We start from the raw sequence: 21,044 nt of genomic DNA on the forward strand, positions 1-21,044 counted from the left end.
CTCCCCGCAAGGGGGGAGGGAAGCCTGGCCGCCGCAGCGAGGATTTCGCTCCCCTTGCGGGGAGGGGGGACCGGCCGAAGGCCGGTGGGTGGGGGCGCTTGTTGTTACGGTGCTGCTACCACTCCACCCACTGCCCCTTGGGCTTCTGCCAGACGCTGGTATCCGGCATCCCGGTAAACAGCCCGTCCAGCACATCCATCTCGCCCGGATCGGCATACATCTCCTGCATCCCGGCGGCATCGAACCAGACATCGACGCCGATCGCCTCCAGCGGCGCCTTCTCGCCCGGGCGGCCGAGGCGGAAGAACCATTCCCGCGACATCAGGCCCTTGGCGCGTGAGATATTGGCGCGCTTGCGGAGCGCCTCGGTGAGAATCCTCTCCGCCTTCTCGCGCGACTCGATCGGGCCGCGCGCCAAGCCAACCCAGCGGTCGTCCTTGCCGTACGGCGCCGGCAGGCTGAAGTGCGGCAGGCCCGGCGTGCGCTCCCAGATCACCGCCTCGCGGTCGCTGTAGACCAGCTTGCCGCCCTGCTGCACCTGCGGATCGGAGAAGAACGTGCCGATGCCGGCCGGGTTGCTCCAATAGTCGATGATGAGCAGTTCGCCTGCCCCGGCGCCGTTCGGTTTCGCCGGCACGTAGACGGCATGGCTGAGATCGCTGAACGAGCGCGCCGCCGCGACGCCCTGGTCGGAGCCGGCGGCCATGTTGTGGGCAGCCCGCCCGCCTTCGATATCCTTGGCGGCGAGCGGGCCGCGCACCGTGAATAGGAACTGCGCCGGGGTCGGGTCGACCATCAGTTTGAAGGGAAGCGTGGTCATCGTCGGTCTCCTTGTCGCGGCAGGTGCCGCTGTCGTTGGGGACCCTCATAAGAAGACCATGCAAAAGATGTTCAAGAACATCTTTTGAGTTCGGGCTATGGATCGCTCGACCGCAGGAGAACCGCCATGCCCTACACCGCCGAACACAAGCTCGACACCCGCACGCGCATCATCAAGAGCGCCCGCCGCCTGTTCAACCAGAACGGTTTCGAGGCCGTCACCATCGGCGAAATCATGGGCGATGCCGGGCTGACCCACGGCGGCTTCTACAAGCACTTCTCGGCGAAGGAGGACCTCTACCAGGCCGCGGTGCTCGAATTCATCCGCGGCGAGCCGGAGCACTGGCAGACGAAAAACTACGACCCCGATGCCAAAGGCGCGGCGATGGCCCGCATGATCGTCGATGCATACCTATCGAAGGAGCACTTCGCCGAGCGCGACGCCTCCTGCCCGATGATCGCGCTTCCCTCGGACGTCTCGCGCGGCAACAAGGCCGTGAAGGGCGCCTTCCGCGAAGTCATGGAAATGATGGTCGACGCCTTCGAGGCGAACCTGCCCGCCGGCAAGGGCCGCACGCAGCGCGAACGCGCGCTGGCGCTGGTTGCCCTCGCCGTCGGCGGCATGGTGCTCGCCCGCGCCATGGACACCAAGGCCGCGTCGGACGAAGTACGCGACGCCGCCCGCAACCAGGCGCACGACACCTTCGGCTGGATCGACTGAGCGTTACTCGCCCGGCGCCGGCACCGTCTCCGGCGGCACCACCTCGTCGTGCACGAAGCGCGCACCGCCCAGCCACGACGCGACCGCCGCCAGCAGATAGAGGATCAGCGAGAACGTGAACGCGAATGTCAGCCCGTGCATGAACGGCTTGGAGATCAGGTCGGGGAAGAAATGCTTGCCGGTGATCGTCGCCGAATTTTCCGGCGGCAACGCCTTCAGCGTGTCCTCCGGGATCAGCTCCGCCATCGGATTGTAGCCGAGGAACGCAGCGAAGAGACTCGCCACCGGCGGCGCCTTGGCCGCACGCTCGGCGATCACCTCCGGCACCCCCTGCCCGACCAGCGCATCCTTCATCGTCGTCGGCAAGGTCGAGGCGAGCCCGACGATCATCAGCGAGAAGAACACGCCGATCGATAGCACCATGCCGGCGTTCATCGTCGTCGCCCGCATGCCGGACGCCTGACCGCGTTCCGACGCCGGCACCGAGTTCATGATCTGCGTCGAGTTCGGCGCGCTGAACAGGCCCGAGCCGAGGCCATTGAGGAAGATAAGGAACGCGAAGGCCCAGTAGTCGAAATCCGCCGGCAGCAGCATGAGCAGCGCGAAGCTGATAGCGCCGACGATCATGCCGCCGGTGGCGAAGGGCCGCGCGCCGACGTGGTCCGTCAGCCAGCCCGACACCGGCCCGGCGATGAGGAAGCCGACCGTCAGCGGCAGCATGAAGATGCCGGCCCACAGCGGCGTCTCCTCGAAGGTGTAGCCGTGCAGGGGCAGCCAGACGCCCTGCAGCCAGATGATCAGCATGAACTGCAGGCCGCCGCGGCCGATCGCCGACAACAGGCTGGCGAGGCTGCCGTACGTGAACGGCCGGATACGGAAAAGCTTCAGGTCGAACATCGGCCGCGCCACGCGCTGCTCGATGAACACGAACGCCACCAGCGCCAGCACGCCCGCGATCAGCAGCCCATAGACCGACGGATTGCCCCACGCCATCACCGAGTCGCCATACGGCTGGATGCCCTCGTTGATCGCGATGAGGATGAAGATCAGGCCGAAGGCAAAGGTGAGGTTGCCGCCCCAGTCCATCTTCTCGTGCTTCGGCGGACGCATGTCCTTGAGCTTCCAGTACGCCCACGCCGTGCCGACGATGCCGAACGGCACGTTGACCCAGAAGATCGCGCGCCAGTCGATGTCGGCGAGCAGGCCGCCGATGATGAGGCCGAGGAACGAGCCGCCGATGCCGGCGATGGTGTTGATGCCGAGCGCCAGGCCGCGCTGGCGCTGCGGGAACGCGTCGGTGAGGATCGCGCTGGCGTTGGCCATCAGCATCGCGCCGCCGACGCCCTGGATGATGCGCACGACGATGAGGTACGTCGCCGCCGTGCCGGCTTCGCCCGGAATGTACGACAGCGCCGCCACCGACAGCGTGAAGATGAGGAAGCCGAGGTTGTACATGCGCGCCCGGCCGAAGGTGTCGCCGAGGCGGCCGAAGGTCACGACCAGCACCGAGGTCGCGACGAGGTAGCCCATGATCGTCCACAGCAGGTAGTTGATGTTCTGCGGCAGCAGCGGATCGAGGTTAATGCCGCGGAAAACCGCCGGCAGCGATATCAGCAGGATCGATGAGTTGATGGTGGCGGCGAGCACGCCAAGCGTCGTATTGCTGAGCGCGATCCATTTATAACCGGCGTCCGCGGCCGGAGCGGGCTGTGTCATGGTCGATTTATCTGTCATGCGAAGCAGAGGGGAGCGCCCGACCCTCTTCCTCATGGTGCGATCTGGTAAGGGGGCCATGTGACGCAGGAGGCCGCAACGTCAACCGTCGACGCCGAAGAAATCTCCCGCTTCGCCGCGCTTGCCGCGACGTGGTGGGACGAACGCGGCCCGATGGCGCCGCTGCACAAGCTCAATCCGCTGCGTGTTTCGTGGATTAAGGCTGAGGTCGCGCGACGTTTCAGCCGCGACGGCAAGGCCGCCGACGCCCTGGCGGGCTTGCGAATTCTCGACGTCGGCTGCGGTGCCGGAATCCTTTCCGAGCCGCTGGCGCGCATGGGCGCCGCGGTCGTCGGCATCGACCCATCCGCTGAGGTCATAGCGGCGGCGAAGCATCATGCGTCTGACGCGGGTCTCGCGATCGACTATCGCGCCGCGACCGCCGAGGCGCTGGCCGCGGCGGGAGAAAAATTTGACGTGGTGATGGCCCTGGAGGTGGTCGAGCACGTCACCGGCGTGCCGGCTTTCGTCGCCACCTGCGGCTCGATGGTGAAGCCCGGCGGCATGATGATCGCCTCGACCATCAACCGCACCATGAAGGCATTCGTGCTGGCGATCGTCGGCGCCGAGTACGTGCTGCGCTGGCTGCCGCGCGGCACGCACACCTACGACAAGCTGGTGACGCCGCAGGAACTGCGCGCCGCCTTCGCCACCGCGGGCCTGAAGCCCGCGGCGGAGACCGGCGTCATGTACATTCCGTTCGTCGATGAATTCCGCCTGACGTCGGACCTCGACGTCAATTACATGATGAGCGCGACGCGCTAGGCTTCCTCGTCTTCTTCTTCGTCGTCTTCCATCATGTCGTCCATCGACATGACTTCGAGGAGATCGATGACAGCGCCCTCGCCCATCTTGAGATGCGGGTGGTCCTCGAACAGCTTCGCTGCTTCCTCGAACGAGTCGGCTTCCACGATCGTGTAGCCGGTGAGTTCGTTCTTCGTGTCGGCAACGCCGGCGCCGCTGATCCGCTTCGTCTTGCCGAGCGGCCCTCCGAGATCGTCGATGACCTCGTCGTTGTCGTCGGACCACTGGGTCCACTCGGCCATGCCCGCCTTCATCTGCTCCGGCGTCGCCTGCATCATCTGCGCCATCGCGGCAGCCGGCGCCAAATAGATTGCCATGTACTTCGCCATGTAGGTCTCCTCGAGGTGCACCCCTCGCGGAGTTGACCGGAACAGTGTGTCGGTTGTGCGATCAGTTGGCGTCGTCGGGCAGCGGTGGCAGTGGATGGAAGCCGATACCCTCCTCGGCGAGCTCGCGCGCCTCCTCCAGCGACGCTTCGCCGTAGATGCCGCGCGCCTCGGCCTCCTCGTAGTGGATCTTGCGCGCCTCCTCGGCGAACTTGTCGCCGACGTAGTCAGCGCCCTCGGTCACCTTCTTGCGGAACTCGCGGACCGCCTCGCGCATCGCCGCGTTGCGCGGGTCGGGCACCGCGAGACTCATCTTCTCGCCCTTCTTGGTGCCTGAGACGGCAGGCGCCATCAGCGCCTTTTCGACCGTCGCCGAACCGCAGACGGGGCAGACGTTTTGGCCCTTGTTCGCAGCGCGATCGTAGTCGGCGCCGGAGCGGAACCACGCCTCGAATTCATGCTCGTGGTCGCAGCGCAGCGTATAGCGGATCATGATGCGGCCACCGGCGGCGTGAACGCGCGGTCGTTGGCGAGCGACGGCAAGCGCCGTCGCGTCGTCGCACTCGCCTCCGGATCGATCTCCGCGACGATGACGCCAGGCTCCGTGCCGGCCTCCGCGAGAATCTTGCCCCACGGATCGACGATCATCGAGTGGCCGTAGGTATCGCGCCCGTCCTCATGGTGCCCACCCTGCGCGGCGGCGACAACGAACGCGCCCGTCTCGATCGCCCGCGCCCGGATCAGCACATGCCAGTGCGCCTCGCCGGTGGTTTTCGTGAACGCCGCGGGGATCGCGATGACCGACGCGCCGGCCTTCGCCAGCGCGCGATAGAGATGCGGGAAACGCACGTCGTAGCAGATCGACAGGCCGAGCTTCGCCTGCGGCAGGTCGGCGACGGCCGCCGCCGCACCCGGCCGGTAGAGGCGCGACTCGCGATAGCTTTCGCCGCCGGCGAGATCGACGTCGAACATATGAATCTTGTCGTAGGTCGCGATCACCTTGCCGTCCGGCCCGATCAGGAACGAGCGGTTGGCGACGTCCGCCTCGCCGATCCTGATCGCCATCGACCCAATGTGGAGATGGATGCCGAGCTCCGCCGCCAGCCCGCGGAACTGCATCAGCGACGGATCGGTTGCCTCGGGCGCGATTGCCGCGAGCAGCCGCTCGCGATCCCGGTCGAGGATCGTCGTCATCTCCGGCGTCAGCACGTAGGTCGCGCCCTCCGCCGCCGCCTGCCGGATCAGCGCCGCCGCCGACGCGACGTTCCGCGCGACGTCGACGCCGCTCCGCATCTGCACGGCCGCTGCCTTGAAGACGCTCATGCCTCGGCCTGGCTGACGAGACGCGCGAGGCGACCCGACGCCTCGAGTTCGAACAGATCGTCGCAGCCGCCGACGTGCTGCCCGTCGATGAAAATCTGCGGGAAGGTCGTGCCGCCGTTGGCGCGCTGGATCATCTCGGCCCGCATCTCGGCGTTGCCGGTGGCGTCATGTTCGACGAAGGCCAGCCCGTGCCGCTGCAGCAGGCGCTTCGCCATCGTGCAGTAGGAACAGAACTGGCGCGTATAAATGTCGATCTGGGCCATGCCGAATATGTGGGTCACGGTCCGCCGCGGACAACCCGGGCGAACACCAGCACGTCGACCGCCGACGCTCCGGCGCGCAGCAGCGCCCGCGTTGATGCCTTCACTGTCGCCCCGGTCGTGTACACGTCGTCGACCAGCAGCACCCGCCGGCCCTCGACGGCGATCTTCGCCGCCGCCGGCACCTGGAAGGCACCGCGGACGTTGCGGTCGCGCTGGTCCGCGGTCAGTCCAACCTGCTGCTCGGTCGCGCGGATGCGGATCAGCGCATCGGTCACAAGCGGCTTGCCGGCAAGCTGGGCAACGCCCCGCGCCAGCAGCACCGACTGGTTGTAGCGCCGCGACCAGAGGCGCCGGCGATGCAGCGGCACCGGCACGATGACGTCGGCCTCGGCGACGATCTCGCCCCCGGCGCGCCGCATCCACGAGGCCATCCACGCCGCAAGCTCCAGCCGGTCGCGATACTTGAGGCCGTGCACCAGCGAGCGCGCGATATCGTCGAAGGCAGCCACGGCACGACAGCGCGCGAACGGCGGCGGATCGGCGATCGCCTCGGCCGATAACGCGCCGGCCCCGATGTCGTAGGCGAACGGAATGCCGAGCTGCGCGCAATACGGCCGCTCGATCAGCCGCAGCTTGCTCCAGCAGCGCGCGCAGAGCGCACCGTGGCCGGCGACCGGCGCCTCGCACGACAGACACTGCGGCGGCATGGCGACATCGGCCGCGGCGCGGGCAAGCGCCGCCGCGCCGGCAATCGCCCGCCTGAGCGGGCGCGGCCTCTCCAGGATCGCGTCGCCATCGATCTCCATGGCGCCAGACTAGCCCGGCAGAGCCGGATGCGCCACGAGGGCCAGTTTTGACGACGCGGCAGGAGCGACCCATAACTCCGCCCATGACCGACGGCCCCCCGCACATCTTCGACCGCGCGCTGCTCGACCGGCGGCGGCAGCGCGTCGCCGCCGCCGCGGAAGACTTCCTGCTGCGGGCGGTGGCCGACGATCTGCTCGACCGCCTCGCAGCGGTTAAGCGCACCTTTGCGCTGGGCGTCGATCTCGCCAGCCCGCTGCCGCTGGTCGCCGAGCGTCTCGCCGCGACCGGACAGGCAAGCCGGGTGCTCCGCATCGACCGCATCGGCGCACCCGACATTGTCGGCGACCCGGAGCTGCTGCCTTTGGCGCCGGCGAGCGCCGATCTCATCGTCTCGGCGCTGGCGCTCCACTGGACGGACGACCTGCCCGGCACGCTGGCGCAGGTCCGCGTCGCCTTGAAACCGGACGGCCTGTTCCTCGCCGCACTGCTCGGCGGCGAGACGCTGACCGAGCTGCGCCAGTCGCTGGCGCAAGCGGAGTCCGAGGTGACCGGCGGCGCCTCGCCGCGCGTCTCGCCGTTCGCCGAACTGCGCACCGCCGGCGCGTTGTTGCAACGTGCAGGCTTCGCGTTGCCGGTGATCGACGCCGACAAGCGCACCGTCCGCTACAACACCGCGCTCCACCTGATGCGCGACCTGCGCGCCATGGGCGCTACCAACGTGCTGGTCGAGCGCGACCGCCGTCCGCTCCGTCGCCAGGTGCTGATCCGCGCCGCGTCGATCTACGCCGAACGCTTTGCCGATCCGGATGGGCGGATACGCGCGACCTTCGAGGTCATCTCGCTGTCGGGCTGGGCGCCGCACGCCAGCCAGCAGCAGCCGCTCCGTCCGGGCAGCGCCAAGGCGCGCCTCGCCGATGCGCTGAACGCGGTCGAGAAATCGGCGGGGGAGAAGGCCGGCGGTTAGCGGTCGAGCATTTCCAGCGCACGCCGCTGATCTTCCGGCGCCGCGATCGCGCCGGTGGTCATCGGGTCAACCTGGTGGAGACCGGCGACGTTGTCGTCGTGCCGCGCCGAGACGCCGCCGAAGAGAACCGCGCCGACGCCGAGAACGGCGAGCGTGATCGGCACGAATGCCGCGAGCTTCGAGCGGCCGATGCCGCCGGCGATCGTGCCTGGCGGCAGGATGATGTCGTGGGAAGCCATGGAGAATGTCCCGCTGCCGCGCGATTCGGCGGCTCCGCGGAACTCTCCCGCCACATCATAAATGATCTATTAACGCCGGGATCAGCGGGATGTCGGCGGCCGGCATGGGATAGTCGCGGAGGTTCGCGGCGCGCACCCACTTCAGCGCCTGCCCCTCGCGCCCCTGCGGGATGCCCGACCAGCGCCGGCAGATGTAAAGCGGCATCAGCAGATGGAAGTCGTCATAGGCGTGGCTGGCAAAGGTCAGCGGCGCCAGGCACGATTCCGAAGTCTCGACGCCGATCTCTTCTTTCAACTCGCGGACGAGGGTCGCTTCCGGTGTCTCGCCGGCTTCGATCTTGCCACCGGGAAATTCCCACAGGCCGGCCATCGATTTTCCCTCGGGCCGCTGGGTGAGCAGCACGCGGCGATCGACGTCGACCAACGCGCAGGCGGCGACGAGGACGATATGGCCGGTCATAGGGCACGACGTCCCCTCGCCCCGGAGGGGAGAGGGCTTCGACTCTTATGAGCGCAGCGAACTAGAGGCGAAGGGTGAGGGGCGACTGGCAAGGGAAAAGTCGCCTCACCCGGTTTGTCTAGGCTCGCTTCGCTCGCCAAGCCAAACGCGGCCTCTCCCCTTCGGGGAGAGGCGACGCCCTGCGTCCCACAACGCGCTCCCCAAATCACGACCGGTAATCGCCGTTGATCGCGACGTATTCCTTGGTGAGATCGCACGTCCACACCGTGTCGCGCGCCGTGCCGAGGCCGATGTCGGCGGTGATGACGACGTGGTCCTGCTTCATGTACGCCGAGGCCGCCGCCTCCGAGTAGGACGCATCGCGCTCGCCCTTCACCGCAACGCGGATGTCGCCGAAGGAAATCGCCAGCCGGTCGCGGTCGGCGGGTTCCCCGGCCTTGCCGACGGCCATGACGACCCGGCCCCAGTTGGCGTCCTCACCGGCGATCGCGGTCTTGACCAGCGGCGAGTTGGCGATCGACATCGCGATCCGCCGCGCCGATTTCTTCGAGGTCGCGCCGGTGACACGCACCTCGACGAATTTCCGCGCCCCTTCGCCATCGCGCACCACCTGGTGGGCCAGATCGCGCAGGAGATCGTTGAGCGCCGCCTTGAAATGCACCAGTCGCTTGTCGCCGGCGTTGGTGATCTTGGGCGCCTTCACCGCCCTGCCGGTGGCGAACAGCAGCAGCGTGTCCGAGGTCGACGTGTCGCTGTCGACGGTGATCGCGTTGAAGCTGCCGGTCACGCCGGCGGCCAGCAGTTGCTTCAGCACCGGCGCCGCGATCGGCGCATCTGTCACCACGAACGACAGCATCGTCGCCATGTCGGGCGCGATCATGCCGGCGCCCTTGGCGATGCCGTTGATGGTCACCGTCGCCTCGCCGAGCTTCACCCGCCGCGTCGCGCCCTTGGGGTAGGTGTCCGTCGTCATGATCGCCGAAGCCGCGTCGATCCACGGCTCGGCCTCGGCGCGCCTGGCGGTATCGCCGAGCACCGCATCGAACTTGGTGGCGTCGAGCGGCTCGCCGATGACGCCGGTGGAAGCGAGGAAGACTTCGTTCGGCTTGCAGCCGACGACCTTCGCGGCAATCGCCGCCGACATCTTGGTCGCCTCGCGGCCCTTCTTGCCGGTGAAGGCGTTGGCGTTGCCGGAGTTGACCAGGAGCGCCCGCGCCTTGCCCGACTTCAGCGCCGCCTTGCACCAGTCGACCGGCGCCGACGGGCACTTGGAGCGGGTAAAGACGCCCGCCACCGTCGTGCCCTTGTCGAACAGCGCGAGCAGCACGTCGCGCCGGTTCTTGTAACGGATGCCCGCCTCGGCAACCGCGAAACGGACGCCGGCGACCGCCGGCAGCGGCGGAAAAGACGCCGGCGCCAGCGGTGACTTCGTCGTCGGCGTCCCGGCCATGGCTACTGCGCCGGAGCCGTCGCCGGCGGAGTTGTGGTCGCCGCCGGAGGTGTGGTGGCAGCCGGCGGGGTCGTGGCGGCCGGGGGCGTCGTGGCGGCCGGGGGCGTGGCGGCATCGGCCGGCGGCGCAGCGGCGGCGTCCGGCGGCGGCACCACCTCGATCTTGGCGGTGGCGTGCAGCGCGTCGATCACGGCGAGGATCGTCTCGCGCCCGAGCGTGCGGGCGAGATCGTCCTTGCGGTCATCGAACGACGGCGGCGCCGACTTGCGCTTCTCCAGCACCTTGATGACGTGGTAGCCGAAGTCGCTCTTCACCGGCGTCTTGGTGTACTGCCCGGCGCCCAGCGCGAAGGCGGCGTCCTCGAACGCCTTCACCATCTGGCCCTTGCCGAACCAGCCGAGATCGCCGCCCGCCTGGCCGGAGCCCTTGTCGGTCGACTTGTCCTTGGCGATGGCGGCGAAGTCGCCGCCCTGGTCGAGCTGCGCGATGATCGCCTTCGCCTCGTCTTCGGTGTTCACCAGAATGTGCACCGCATGGATCTCGTCCTCGGGCACGAACTTGGCGACCTCGGCGTCATAGCGCGCCTTCAGCGCCGCGTCGGTCACCGCGGCCTGCAGCTTGTCCTGCAGGTAGGCGTTACGCAGCGCCTTGTCGTGGACGTAGGCGAGCGTCGACTCGATCTGCGCGCCCTTGTCCATCTTGGCGGCCTCGGCCGCCTGCGCCATCAGGCGGATGTCGATGACGCCCTTCACGAGCGCCGCCATCTGCTGGTCTTCCGGAAACTGGGCGAGCGCCTGCTGCAGGTCGGGCTCGGCCGCGGCAAGGTCGAGTTCGGTGATCTTCTCGCCGTTGACGACGGCCACGACCCGGTCGGTGGCAACGACGCCCTCAACATCCGGGGCGGGGGCGACGGCAGCCGGCGGAGCGGCCGGAGGCGTGGCGGGGGCGGCGGCCTCCTGCGCGCCGGCTATGGCGGCGCTGCCCAGCAGCAGGACGGAGGCAAGCAAAGTCGAGCGAAAAGCGTGGGAAAGGGTCATCAAACTGTTCCGGTTCGGGTGTTGAGTGGGGTGGCGGGATGCGCGTGTTCGATCTGCCGCCCAGCCTGATCGAAGCGCATGTCGCGCCGTTGACATGGGGTATGCCCCCTCTTATCTGTCTCCAAGCTTGGCGTCAAAGAACGCTTTGAATCCCTAGAGGTGACGGCGGTTTAGAGCACCTGGCTACCGGTTAGCTCAGGGCCGCGACAGCCTGTCCACCCACTGGTTCCAAGGAACGTCGCATGGCCGGCCTCGGCTCAATCGCCCGCAAGATTTTCGGCTCCGCCAACGACCGCCGCCTGAAGACATATGCGCCCAGGGTCGCCGCGATAAACGCGCTGGAACCCGAGATTCGCGCTCTTTCCGACGACGACCTGCGCGCCCGCACCGCGAAGTTCAAGGCCGACGTCGCCGTCGGCGCCTCGCTCGACGATATTCTGGTGCCCGCCTTCGCCACCGTGCGTGAGGCAGCACGCCGCACCCTCGGTCAGCGTCACTTCGACGTGCAGTTGATCGGCGGCATGGTGCTGCATGAGGGTTCCATCGCCGAGATGAAGACCGGCGAAGGCAAGACCCTGGTCGCCACCCTCGCCGTCTATCTCAACGCGCTGGCCGGCAAGGGCGTCCACGTCGTCACCGTCAACGACTACCTCGCCAAGCGCGACGCCGAATGGATGGGCCAAGTCTACAAGTTTCTCGGCCTCACCACCGGCATCATCGTCCACGGCCTCGACGATCCGCAGCGCCGCGAGGCCTACGCCGCCGACATCACCTACGGCACCAACAACGAGTACGGCTTCGACTACCTGCGCGACAACATGAAGTACGAGCTGGCCACCATGGTCCAGCGCGGGCACAACTTCGCCATCGTCGACGAAGTCGACTCGATCCTGATCGACGAGGCGCGCACGCCGCTCATCATCTCCGGCCCGCTCGACGATCGCTCCGAGCTCTATAACCAGATCGACGTGCTGATCCCGGCGCTGACGCCCGAGGACTACGAGACCGACGAGAAGCAGCGCACGGCGAACTTCACCGAGGCCGGCAACGTCAAGCTCGAGCAGCTTCTGCAGGAAGCCGGGCTGCTCAAGGGCGACTCGCTCTACGACGTCGAGAACGTCACTGTCGTCCACCACATCCAGCAGGCACTGCGCGCCCATCGCCTGTTCGAGCGCGACAAGGACTACATCGTCAAGAACGGTGAAGTCGTCATCATCGACGAGTTCACCGGCCGCATGATGCCCGGCCGCCGCTACTCGGAAGGCCTGCACCAGGCGCTGGAAGCCAAGGAACACGTCCAGATCCAGCCCGAGAACCAGACGCTCGCCTCGATCACGTTCCAGAATTACTTCCGCATGTACGACAAGCTCGCCGGCATGACCGGCACGGCGCTGACCGAAGCCGACGAATTCGCCGACATCTACGGGCTGGAAGTCGTCGAGGTGCCGACCAACCGCGACATGGTCCGCATCGACGACGACGACGAGGTCTACCGCTCGGCCGACGAGAAGTACAAGGCGATCGTCAAGCTGATCCGCGAGTGCCGCGAGCGCAACCAGCCGATCCTGGTCGGCACCACCTCGATCGGCAAGTCGGAGGAACTCTCCGAGCGCCTGACCAAGGAGAAGATTCCGCACCAGGTGCTGAACGCGCGCTATCACGAGCAGGAAGCCTTCATCATCGCGCAGGCCGGCGTGCCGGGCGCGGTCACCATCGCCACCAACATGGCCGGCCGCGGCACCGACATCCAGCTCGGCGGCAACCTCGACATGCGCATCCAGCAGGAGCTGGGCAGCATAGCGGAAGGCCCGGAACGCGAGGAGCGCATCGCCCAGATGCGCCGCGAGATCGAGGTGCTGAAGCAGAAGGCGCTCGCCGCCGGCGGCCTCTTCGTGCTCGGCACCGAGCGCCACGAAAGCCGGCGCATCGACAACCAGCTCCGCGGCCGGTCCGGCCGCCAGGGCGACCCCGGCCATTCGAAGTTCTTCCTGTCGCTGCAGGACGACCTGATGCGCATCTTCGGGTCCGAGCGCATGGACGGCATGCTGCAGAAGCTCGGCCTCAAGGAGGACGAGGCGATCATCCATCCGTGGATTAATCGCGCGCTCGAAAAGGCGCAGCAGAAGGTCGAGGCGCGCAACTTCGACATGCGCAAGAATCTGCTCAAGTTCGACGACGTCATGAACGACCAGCGCCGCGTCATCTTCGACCAGCGCATCGACCTGATGGGCCAGGACACGGTGACCGAGACGGTCGCCTCAATGCGCAACGAGCTGATCGACGAGCTGATCGCCAAGCACATCCCCGAGAAGGCCTACGCCGAACAGTGGGACGTCGCCGGCCTCAAGGAAGAGTTGCGCACCAACCTCAACATCGACGTTCCCGTCGACCAGTGGGCGAAGGAAGAAGGCATCGCCGAGGAAGAGGTGCGCGAGCGCCTGACCCGCGTCGCCGACGAGGCGGCCGCCGCCCGCACGGCGCGCTTCTCGCCCGAGATCATGCGGCAGATCGAGAAGGCCGTGCTGCTGCAGACGCTCGACCATCTCTGGCGCGAGCATCTCGTCACCCTCGACCATCTCCGCCACGTCATCGGCTTCCGCGGCTACGCCCAGCGCGACCCGCTGAACGAGTACAAGACGGAATCCTTCGAGCTGTTCCAGGCGATGCTGGCGCGGCTGCGCGAGGCGGTGACCAACCAGATCATGCGCGTCGAGCTCGTCCAGCGCCCGCCGCCGCTCGCGCCGGAAGGCGACATCCAGGCGCTGGAAGAGACGCACATCGACGCTACCACCGGCGAGAACGACGCCGAGGACGAGTGGAACTCGGCGCTGCGCACGCAGCAGCCGGCCCGCAACGGCGGCCTCACGGCACTGGCCGCCACCGGCGCCGCGGCATCGGGCGAAGTCGACCCGAAGGACCCGTCGACCTGGGGCAAGACCCAGCGCAACGCCCCCTGCCCCTGCGGCTCAGGCAAGAAGTACAAGCACTGCCACGGCCGGCTGGCCTAGCTGAGACTCAACCCTCCCCTTGAGCGAGGGTCAAAACCGCGAAGCGGTTTTGGGGAGGGGTCGGAAGCCATCGACAAGCACCGCGACCCCCTCGCGAAATCGCCGACGCGATTTCGACCTCCCCTCAAGGGGGAGGTTGGCCGCCAATAGCCGTCAGCGCCTAGCCCGAAGTTCCCGCGGCGGCTCCCTCGCCGTCGCCCGGCCAGACGAATTTCTTCTTCACGAACTTCCCGACCTCGGGGATGTCCGGAGTCATGTCCGGCGCGATCGTGCCGGTTGCCGCAGGCGCCGAGACGGACGTCGCGGCCGGCGCCTTGCCCTCGGGCCGCAGCCGCGGCATCGGCACGTTGGCGACGACCTTCGGCGCCGCGCTTGTCGCGGCCGTCGGCGTAGCATCGGTCGCCGCCGTGTCCTTGGCAGCGGTCGCGGCATTGCCCGTCGCCTTCGCCGCCACGCTGGTGGCAACGTCGGCCGCCCGCTTTTCCTCGGCCTCAAGCGCCACGACCGCGGCGTTGAAGGCAACGTCGTCGCTCGATTGCTTCTGCGCCAGCGCGTTCACCAGCGCCTGCGGCCGCGTGTAGTCCGGGCACTTGCCGTTCGGATCGAAGGTCGGGCCGGCGTCGGCATTGAAGACGTAGCCGTGGTCGCAGATGTCGATCTTCGGCGGGCGCAGCGTCAGGTCGAAATTGTCGGAGCCGACCTTGAGCATCCGCCAGAACGGCATGTTCGCGTCGTCGCGATGCTTGGCGAGATTCTCCGCCGTCATGCGGAAGGGCAGTGCCTGAATCTGGAACGAGGTCTGCCCGCCGCGGAACGAGTCGCGCGCCAGCGCAAAAATCTCGCCGGCGTCGGCATCGGTCATCGAGTAGCAGCCGGCCGACGAGCAGGCGCCGTGCACCATCAGGTTGGAGCCGGTGCGGCCGAGCGAGCGGTCGAACGTGTTCGGATAGCCGATGTTGAACGACAGGTAGTAGTGCGACGCCGGATTCATCTGCGCCGGGGTGACGACGTAGACGCCCTCGGGCGCCTGGCGGTCGCCTTCCTTGAGCTTCGGTCCGAGCTTACCGGACCACTTGCAGATCTCGTACGTCTTGAGCAGCGCGTAGTCGCCGTTCGTCTGCTGCTTCCAGATTTCGAGCTCCGACGTCTCCTTGTAGAGCCGCACGAAGATCGGCGACGTCTCCTTCATGTCGAGGAGATTCATCTTGGCGACGAGCGAAGTCGGGACCGGCCGCAGTTCCTTCGGGACGCCCGAGTCCTGGCAGGCGGAAAGCCAAACGGCGGCGAGCCCAATGGCAAGCCACTGGCCGAGCGCAGCTCTCCTAAACGGCTGAAACCCCATCAGGCTCTCTTATCAGATTCGGTCAGCCAGCCCGTTTCGCCTTAGACCGGGATTCTCGCAATTCGTCAACCGCCGCTTGGCGTTAAGGAATGTGGCGAACGGAGGCGACAGACGTGCGACGGGCTTAGAGCGACCGCCCGATGGCGAGATATTTTTCCCGCCGCTGCCGGCGGATTTCCTCCGGCGGCAAATTGTCCATCGAGTCGAGCGCCTCGGCGATGGCGTCGCCGGTGGCGGCGATCGTGACCTCAGGCTCGCGGTGCGCCCCGCCGACCGGCTCGGTGACAACCTTGTCGATCACGCCGAAGCGCACGAGGTCCTCGGCGGTGATCTTCATGCCGGTCGCCGCATCCTGCGCCCGGCTGGAATCGTGCCACAGGATCGACGCCGCGCCCTCCGGCGAGATCACGGTGTAGATCGAGTGCTCCAGCATCATCACCTTGTTGGCGGTGGCGATGGCGATGGCCCCGCCCGAGCCGCCTTCGCCGATGACGACGGCGACGTTGGGCACGCCGAGCTTGAGGCAGGCTTCCGTCGAGCGCGCGATCGCCTCGGCCTGGCCGCGGGCCTCCGCGTCGATGCCGGGATAGGCGCCGGCCGTATCGACCAGCGCCACCACCGGCAGGCCGAACTGGTCGGCGAGGTGCATGATGCGGATCGCCTTGCGGTAGCCTTCCGGCCGCGCCATGCCAAAGTTGTGCTTGAGGCGGCTTTCGGTGTCGTTGCCCTTTTCCTGGCCGATGACGGCGACCCGCCGACCACGGAAGAAGCCCAGGCCCGCAACGATCGCCTCGTCCTCGCCGAACGAGCGGTCGCCGGCGAGCGGCGTGAAATCCTCGATCAGGCCTTTGACGTAGTCGCCGAAATGCGGCCGGTCGGGATGGCGCGCAACCTGAGTCTTCTGCCACGGCGTCAGCTTGGCGTAGATCTCGGCCAGCGCCTGCGCCGCCTTGCTCTCGAGCTTGGCGACTTCCTCGCCGATGGCGACGGCGTCGCCGTTATCGCCGAGCGAGCGCAGTTCCTGGACCTTGCCCTGCAGGTCGGCGACGGGCTTTTCGAAGTCGAGGTAGCTGCGCAATCCGTAACTCTTGGGTGGCCAAAACGAGGGAGAGTGATGCCTTTAGGCGGCTTTGCGAGTCAAGGCTTCAGGCGGCCGGTTTGCGGGCCAGCGGGTGATGCTCGGTAACCAGCGCCCGGAGCCGCTCCTCCAGCACATGCGTGTAGATCTGGGTCGTCGAGATGTCGGCATGGCCGAGCAACTGCTGCACGACGCGGAGATCGGCGCCGTTCTGCAGCAGATGGCTGGCGAAGGCGTGGCGCAGCACATGCGGCGAGACCTTGGCCGACGCGATGCCGGCGAGCGCCGCCAGATCCTTGAGATCGCGCGCGAATGCCTGCCGGGTGAGATGCCCGCTGTCGGCCGGCGACGGGAACAGCCACGGGCTGTCGGCCGTCGGCGAATCCTTGCGGTGGATCAGATAGACGCTCGCCGCCGCATGCGCCTTGTCGGTGAGCGGCACGACGCGCTCATGCCCGCCCTTGCCCTTCACCGTCAGGAACCGCACCTCGCGGCGCGCCGCCGAGGCCGGCAGCGCCACCAGCTCGGATACGCGCAGCCCGGTGGCATAGAGCAGCTCCATCAGCGCGTGCATGCGCAGCGCGCGGAGCCGGGCGCCGGCGGAAAGGTCGGGGCGCCGGGTTTCTGCCGCCGCCGTCTCGATCAGCTTCTCGACCTCGGCCTCGGACAGAATCTTGGGCAGCCGCTGACCCTTCTTCGGCCCGGAAATGATGCCGGTCGGATCGTCGGCGCGCATCTGTTCCGACACCATGAACTGGTGGAACTGCTTCACCGCCGAAAGCCGCCGCGCCGCGGAACTCGCCGCAAACCCGCGATCGTCGAGATCGGAAAGATAGGTGCGCACCACCGCCGCATCGGCCTCGGCAAAGCCGATACCGCGTTTGGCGAGGAAGACGCCGTAATCCTCGAGGTCGCGCCGGTACGACGCCAGCGTGTTCACGGCCGCGCCCCGTTCGGCGCTCATCATCTCGAGGAAGGCTTCGACCTGATGCCCGCCGGTCACTTCGGCCTCTCGAATTTCGCGTCGGGGATGCGGATTGTCATTTCGCGGCTGCCCGGGTGGACGAAAAACGCCAGATAGACGGTCGCGGCCGCGACAAGGGCGGCCAGAATCACCACCACGACAAGGAATCGGACAAGACTGGGCATGGGTCGGCAATAATTGCAGGTTTTTCCGAATGCGCCGTTACTATTCCTGAGGATAGCGGCGGCAAGGCGGAAGCATCCGACGCAATCCTTGACAGAATAGGCCGAAAGCGGTTCTACCCTCCCTCAACACCCCATACCGCCCCAGAAGGACGTTGAAAGTGGCCAGGACCGGCTCTGCCAGGGACGTTAGCGAACCTGTCGAAACGAAGGTGTCGCGGCTCCTGGCCGGGCGCACCATCGTCATGGTCGGCATGATGGGCGCCGGCAAATCCTCGATCGGCCGCCGTCTGGCGACCCGCCTCGGCATGGCCTTCGCCGATGCCGACACCGAGATCGAGCAGGCCGCCAACCAGTCGATCCCCGATATTTTCGACCAGCACGGCGAGGCCTATTTCCGCGACGGCGAGCGCCGCGTCATCCAGCGCCTGCTCGACGGCAAGCCCAAGGTGCTGGCGACCGGCGGCGGCGCCTTCATCCAGGCCGACACCCGCGCCGCGATCCAGGAGGCCGGCATCTCGATCTGGCTCAAGGCCGACCGCGACCTGCTGCTCTCCCGCGTCAAGCGCCGCAACAACCGTCCGCTGCTGCGCGGCGGCGACCCCGCCGAGATCATCGAGCGGCTGATCGCCGAGCGCTACCCGATCTACGCCGAGGCTGCGATCCACATCCAGTCGCGCGACATCGCGCACGACGCCGTCATCGACGACATCCTCGCCGCCCTCGCCGACTATCTGAGCCGCGAGGCGGTGGCAGAGGCCTGACCGCCATGGCCGACGTGGCAGCGCCCACGCGCACGCCGGTTACCGTCAAGGTCGAACTCGGCCCGCGCTCGTACGACATCCTCATCGGCCGCGGCCTGATCAAGCGCGTCGGCGACGAGATCCTGAAGCGACTGCCGGGCGTGCGCGCCGCGATCGTCACCGACGAGACGGTGGCCAAGCTCCACCTGCCCGAGTTGCAGGCGAGTCTCCGCGCCAAGGGCATCGACCAGACGACGATCGTCGTGCCGGCCGGCGAAGAATCGAAAAGCTTCGCGCAGCTCACCAAGGTCGTGGACGCCATCCTCGCCAGCCGCGTCGAGCGCAACGACATCGTCATCGCATTGGGCGGCGGCGTCGTCGGCGACCTCGCCGGCTTCGCCTCGGCAATCGTCCGCCGCGGCATGCGCTTCGTCCAGGTGCCGACCACGCTGCTGGCGCAGGTCGATTCCTCCGTCGGGGGCAAGACCGGCATCAACTCGGCGCGCGGCAAGAATCTCGTCGGCGCCTTCCATCAGCCGTCGCTGGTCATGGCCGACTCGGCGCTGCTCGACTCGCTTCCCCCCCGCGTGTTCAACGCCGGTTACGCCGAGGTCGCCAAGATCGGCCTCATCAACGACGCCGGCTTCTTCAAGTGGCTGGAGGGCAACTGGCGCGCCATGGCCGCCGGCTGGCCCGAGCGCGACCAGGCCGTCGCCATCGCCTGCAAGGCCAAGGCGGTGACAGTGGCCGCCGACGAGCGCGACGAGGGCGTGCGCGCACTGCTCAATCTCGGCCACACATTCGGTCACGCGCTGGAAGCCTCCGCCGGGTACTCCGATCGCCTGATGCACGGTGAGGCGGTCGCCATCGGCACGGTGCTGGCCCACGAATTCTCGGCGAGCCTCGGCCTCTGCCCGCCCGAGGACGCCGAGCGCGTCATCGCGCACTACCAGGAAGTCGGCCTGCCGACGCGCATCCAGGACATTCCCGGCGAGCCGATGGTCGCGGCGCGCCTGATGGAGCTGATCCATCAGGACAAGAAGGTGACGCGCGGTAAGCTGACCTTCATCCTCACCCACGGCATCGGCAGGGCGTTCATCGCCAACGACATCCCGGCGACCGCCGTCACCGATTTCCTCGACAAGAAGACGCGCGGATGAGCGGCTCCGCCCTCAACCTGCTGCTCGCGTTCTTCCTGCTCGCGGCCAACGGCTTCTACGTCGCCGCCGAATTCGCGCTGGTGAAATCGAAGGGCTACCGCATCGATTCGATGGCGGACGAGAACCGCTTCGCCGCGAAACTGACGCAGCGCATGCTGCGCAACGTCGAGGCTTATCTCGCCTGCTGCCAGCTCGGCATCACCATGGCGTCCCTCGGCCTTGGCTGGGTCGGCGAGCCGACGGTCGCCGCGATCCTCGAGCCGCTGCTCCTGCCGCTCGGCCTGCCGGTGTCGGCGGTGAATTTCACCGCCTTCTTTGTCGGCTTCCTCGTCTTCTCCTCGCTGCACATCGTGCTGGGCGAGCAGGTGCCGAAGACGCTGGCGATCCGCGAACCCGAGCCGGTGGCGCAGTGGATCGCCTACCCGCTGCACGTCTCGTTCGTGATTTTCTATCCGTTGAACTGGCTGCTCAACAACGCCGCCGGCGGCATCCTCGCGATGCTCGGCGTGCGCGAAGGCTCGCACCAGGAAATCCTCGAGACGGACGAGATCGAGGGCCTGGTCGACGTCTCCGCAGAGCACGGCAAGGTCGAGGAGGTGCAGGCCGAGTACATCCACAATCTCTTCCGCTTCGGCGAGCTCGAAGTCGCCGACGTGATGGTCCATCGCACCAGCATGCAGACCATCAACGTCGGCGACCCGATCGAGAAGATCGTCGATGAGGTGGTGGCGAGCGCCTACACGCGCGTGCCGGTGTGGGAAGAGAAGCCGGAGAACATCATCGGCGTCCTCCACGCGAAGGATCTGCTCTCCCGCATGAAGAACGTCGGCGGCGATCTTTCGCAGATCAACATCCGCACGATCATCAAGAAGCCGTGGTTCGTCCCCGACACCACGAGCCTGACCGACCAGCTCAACGCGTTCCTGAAGCGCAAGCTGCACATCGCACTCGTCGTCGACGAGTACGGCGAGGTGCAGGGCCTGCTGACGCTGGAAGATATTCTGGAGGAGATCGTCGGCGACATCGCCGACGAATACGACGTCACCGCCGAAGGCATCCGCCGCCAGCCCGACGGCTCGGTCAACGTCGACGGCTCGGTGCCGATCCGCGACTTGAACCGCGTCATGGGCTGGAGCTTGCCCGACGAGGAAGCGACCACCATCGCCGGCCTCGTCATCCACGAAGCCCGCATCATCCCGGAACCGGGGCAGGCGTTCACCTTCCACGGCTTCCGCTTCCAGGTGCTCCGCCGCAACCGCAACCGGATCACGGCGCTCAGGATCACGGCGGTCGATCAGGTGAAGCCGAAGGCACAGGCGACGGCCGCGGCCTCCTAGTCTCCCCCGCGAATAATAGTTTTCCGCTTTCCCCGCGCAGGCGGGGACTAGGTGCCAACCCGAACACACCGCCTCGCTTCGCACACGACCTGGACCCCCGCCTCCGCGGGGAAGCAGAGCAGAGTTGGGGAGAGGCCGTTGCCTCCCCGCTTTCCCCGCGAAGGCGGGGACCCAGGTGCCGACCCGAACTCGCGACCTCGCTTAGCGCGCTACCTGGACCCCCGCTTTCGCGGGGGAAGCGGAG

22 protein-coding genes are annotated in these 21,044 nt (G+C 67.4%); 7 read left to right on the top strand and 15 right to left on the bottom strand.

Annotated features, from left to right (window positions below):
* Nucleotides 1-115: 115 nt before the first annotated feature.
* Nucleotides 116-820 (bottom strand): hypothetical protein, encoded by a 705-nt coding sequence (locus tag WDM94_14875; protein ID MEJ0013859.1) that lies wholly within the window; start codon nucleotides 818-820, stop codon nucleotides 116-118.
* A 126-nt stretch (nucleotides 821-946) separates the two neighbouring features.
* On the opposite strand from WDM94_14875, the gene WDM94_14880 reads away from it, so the two are divergent.
* The gene (locus tag WDM94_14880; GenBank protein MEJ0013860.1) at nucleotides 947-1,540 is read left to right on the top strand and encodes a TetR/AcrR family transcriptional regulator; all 594 of its coding nucleotides are present in this window, start codon (nucleotides 947-949) and stop codon (nucleotides 1,538-1,540) included.
* Nucleotides 1,541-1,543: 3 nt separating this feature from the next.
* Here WDM94_14880 and WDM94_14885 read toward each other — a convergent pair whose 3' ends face one another.
* Nucleotides 1,544-3,256: an MFS transporter gene (locus WDM94_14885; GenBank protein MEJ0013861.1), complete on the bottom strand. Its 1,713-nt coding sequence runs from the start codon at nucleotides 3,254-3,256 to the stop codon at nucleotides 1,544-1,546.
* A 78-nt stretch (nucleotides 3,257-3,334) separates the two neighbouring features.
* Between WDM94_14885 and ubiG the strand changes: the two genes are divergently transcribed.
* Complete coding sequence (gene ubiG / locus WDM94_14890; protein MEJ0013862.1) at nucleotides 3,335-4,078, top strand: bifunctional 2-polyprenyl-6-hydroxyphenol methylase/3-demethylubiquinol 3-O-methyltransferase UbiG; 744 nt, start codon at nucleotides 3,335-3,337, stop codon at nucleotides 4,076-4,078.
* Here ubiG and WDM94_14895 read toward each other — a convergent pair.
* The 5 genes from WDM94_14895 to WDM94_14915 all read right to left on the bottom strand — a co-directional run bounded on the left by WDM94_14895 (nucleotide 4,075) and on the right by WDM94_14915 (nucleotide 6,835).
* On the bottom strand, nucleotides 4,075-4,446 hold the full coding sequence (locus WDM94_14895) for a YciI family protein (GenBank protein ID MEJ0013863.1): 372 nt from the start codon (nucleotides 4,444-4,446) through the stop codon (nucleotides 4,075-4,077). The genes ubiG and WDM94_14895 overlap by 4 nt on opposite strands.
* 61 nt (nucleotides 4,447-4,507) lie before the next feature.
* Nucleotides 4,508-4,936, bottom strand: coding sequence for a DUF1178 family protein (locus WDM94_14900; GenBank protein MEJ0013864.1), 429 nt, complete (start codon nucleotides 4,934-4,936; stop codon nucleotides 4,508-4,510).
* Nucleotides 4,933-5,766: a carbon-nitrogen hydrolase family protein gene (locus tag WDM94_14905; protein MEJ0013865.1), complete on the bottom strand. Its 834-nt coding sequence runs from the start codon at nucleotides 5,764-5,766 to the stop codon at nucleotides 4,933-4,935. The genes WDM94_14900 and WDM94_14905 overlap by 4 nt, the downstream gene beginning before the upstream one ends.
* Nucleotides 5,763-6,029 (bottom strand): glutaredoxin 3, encoded by a 267-nt coding sequence (grxC, locus tag WDM94_14910; GenBank protein ID MEJ0013866.1) that lies wholly within the window; start codon nucleotides 6,027-6,029, stop codon nucleotides 5,763-5,765. The genes WDM94_14905 and grxC overlap by 4 nt, the downstream gene beginning before the upstream one ends.
* 14 nt (nucleotides 6,030-6,043) lie before the next feature.
* A complete protein-coding gene (locus tag WDM94_14915; GenBank protein ID MEJ0013867.1) occupies nucleotides 6,044-6,835 on the bottom strand; it encodes a ComF family protein in 792 nt (263 codons plus the stop codon).
* An 83-nt stretch (nucleotides 6,836-6,918) separates the two neighbouring features.
* On the opposite strand from WDM94_14915, the gene WDM94_14920 reads away from it, so the two are divergent.
* Entirely contained in the window at nucleotides 6,919-7,800 is an 882-nt protein-coding gene (locus WDM94_14920) for a methyltransferase domain-containing protein (protein MEJ0013868.1), read from the top strand.
* On the opposite strand, the gene WDM94_14925 is transcribed toward WDM94_14920, so the two are convergent.
* From WDM94_14925 to WDM94_14940, 4 genes are all read right to left on the bottom strand, one after another.
* The gene (locus WDM94_14925; protein MEJ0013869.1) at nucleotides 7,797-8,039 is read right to left on the bottom strand and encodes a hypothetical protein; all 243 of its coding nucleotides are present in this window, start codon (nucleotides 8,037-8,039) and stop codon (nucleotides 7,797-7,799) included. The genes WDM94_14920 and WDM94_14925 overlap by 4 nt on opposite strands.
* Nucleotides 8,040-8,094: 55 nt before the next feature.
* The gene (gene mutT / locus WDM94_14930; protein ID MEJ0013870.1) at nucleotides 8,095-8,499 is read right to left on the bottom strand and encodes an 8-oxo-dGTP diphosphatase MutT; all 405 of its coding nucleotides are present in this window, start codon (nucleotides 8,497-8,499) and stop codon (nucleotides 8,095-8,097) included.
* 205 nt (nucleotides 8,500-8,704) lie between these two features.
* Entirely contained in the window at nucleotides 8,705-9,949 is a 1,245-nt protein-coding gene (gene argJ / locus WDM94_14935) for a bifunctional glutamate N-acetyltransferase/amino-acid acetyltransferase ArgJ (GenBank protein MEJ0013871.1), read from the bottom strand.
* A gap of 2 nt (nucleotides 9,950-9,951) precedes the next feature.
* Nucleotides 9,952-10,986: a peptidylprolyl isomerase gene (locus WDM94_14940; GenBank protein MEJ0013872.1), complete on the bottom strand. Its 1,035-nt coding sequence runs from the start codon at nucleotides 10,984-10,986 to the stop codon at nucleotides 9,952-9,954.
* Between the two features lie 242 nt (nucleotides 10,987-11,228).
* On the opposite strand from WDM94_14940, the gene secA reads away from it, so the two are divergent.
* Entirely contained in the window at nucleotides 11,229-13,994 is a 2,766-nt protein-coding gene (secA, locus tag WDM94_14945; protein ID MEJ0013873.1) for a preprotein translocase subunit SecA, read from the top strand.
* Between the two features lie 160 nt (nucleotides 13,995-14,154).
* On the opposite strand, the gene WDM94_14950 is transcribed toward secA, so the two are convergent.
* From WDM94_14950 to WDM94_14965, 4 genes are all read right to left on the bottom strand, one after another.
* Nucleotides 14,155-15,336, bottom strand: coding sequence for a murein L,D-transpeptidase family protein (locus tag WDM94_14950; protein ID MEJ0013874.1), 1,182 nt, complete (start codon nucleotides 15,334-15,336; stop codon nucleotides 14,155-14,157).
* A gap of 124 nt (nucleotides 15,337-15,460) precedes the next feature.
* A complete protein-coding gene (locus WDM94_14955) occupies nucleotides 15,461-16,414 on the bottom strand; it encodes an acetyl-CoA carboxylase carboxyltransferase subunit alpha (protein ID MEJ0013875.1) in 954 nt (317 codons plus the stop codon).
* Nucleotides 16,415-16,481: 67 nt separating this feature from the next.
* On the bottom strand, nucleotides 16,482-17,417 hold the full coding sequence (locus tag WDM94_14960; GenBank protein ID MEJ0013876.1) for a site-specific tyrosine recombinase XerD: 936 nt from the start codon (nucleotides 17,415-17,417) through the stop codon (nucleotides 16,482-16,484).
* Entirely contained in the window at nucleotides 17,414-17,563 is a 150-nt protein-coding gene (locus tag WDM94_14965; protein ID MEJ0013877.1) for a histidine kinase, read from the bottom strand. The genes WDM94_14960 and WDM94_14965 overlap by 4 nt, the downstream gene beginning before the upstream one ends.
* A 158-nt stretch (nucleotides 17,564-17,721) precedes the next feature.
* Here WDM94_14965 and WDM94_14970 point away from each other — a divergent pair, with 158 nt between their 5' ends.
* Genes WDM94_14970 through WDM94_14980 form a run of 3 tightly spaced genes read left to right on the top strand, consistent with a single transcriptional unit; the run spans nucleotide 17,722 to nucleotide 20,800 of the window.
* Nucleotides 17,722-18,324 (top strand): shikimate kinase, encoded by a 603-nt coding sequence (locus WDM94_14970; GenBank protein ID MEJ0013878.1) that lies wholly within the window; start codon nucleotides 17,722-17,724, stop codon nucleotides 18,322-18,324.
* Nucleotides 18,325-18,329: 5 nt separating this feature from the next.
* A complete protein-coding gene (gene aroB / locus WDM94_14975) occupies nucleotides 18,330-19,463 on the top strand; it encodes a 3-dehydroquinate synthase (GenBank protein MEJ0013879.1) in 1,134 nt (377 codons plus the stop codon).
* A complete protein-coding gene (locus WDM94_14980) occupies nucleotides 19,460-20,800 on the top strand; it encodes a CNNM domain-containing protein (protein ID MEJ0013880.1) in 1,341 nt (446 codons plus the stop codon). Before aroB ends, WDM94_14980 begins: the two co-directional genes overlap by 4 nt.
* The last annotated feature ends 244 nt before the right edge of the window (nucleotides 20,801-21,044 follow it).

This window comes from Bauldia sp., assembly GCA_037200845.1.
Taxonomy (GTDB): domain Bacteria; phylum Pseudomonadota; class Alphaproteobacteria; order Rhizobiales; family Kaistiaceae; genus DASZQY01.